Below are 310 nucleotides of genomic sequence, written 5' to 3'. Positions count from 1 at the left end.
CCCAGCCAAGACAAGCGCATCGTCAGCGCCGCCATCCACCCCGCCATTGGCGTGGCGCGGGTCGGCAACAGCGAGGCGGAATACTTTGTCGGCCCCCAGGTGACCTCCCCGCGCCCCGAACCCCAGGGGTTCTACCGCGATGCCCAGGGCGCGCTGAAGCGCCAGGCCGCCGAGTTCCGGCTGTATGGTTACAACCTGGCCGGAGAAGTGGTCGCTGAACTGACCGTCGAAAACGCCGATATCGTCTGGTCGGCCCATGTCTCCAACAGCAAGGCGCAGTGGTATCAGTGGCAACTGGCGATGGACATCC

1 protein-coding gene is annotated in these 310 nt (G+C 65.5%); it reads left to right on the top strand.

Translation table 11 applies throughout. The annotated features are described in order from the left end of the window. A partial coding sequence (locus HX793_RS30940) for a LodA/GoxA family CTQ-dependent oxidase (RefSeq protein ID WP_218646232.1) occupies window positions 1-310 on the top strand: 310 nt, incomplete at both ends.

This window comes from Pseudomonas reactans (assembly GCF_013387025.1).
Lineage (GTDB): Bacteria > Pseudomonadota > Gammaproteobacteria > Pseudomonadales > Pseudomonadaceae > Aquipseudomonas > Aquipseudomonas reactans.
The sequence above is the reverse complement of the archived record's forward strand: the minus strand, read 5'-3'. Positions and strand labels throughout refer to the sequence as shown.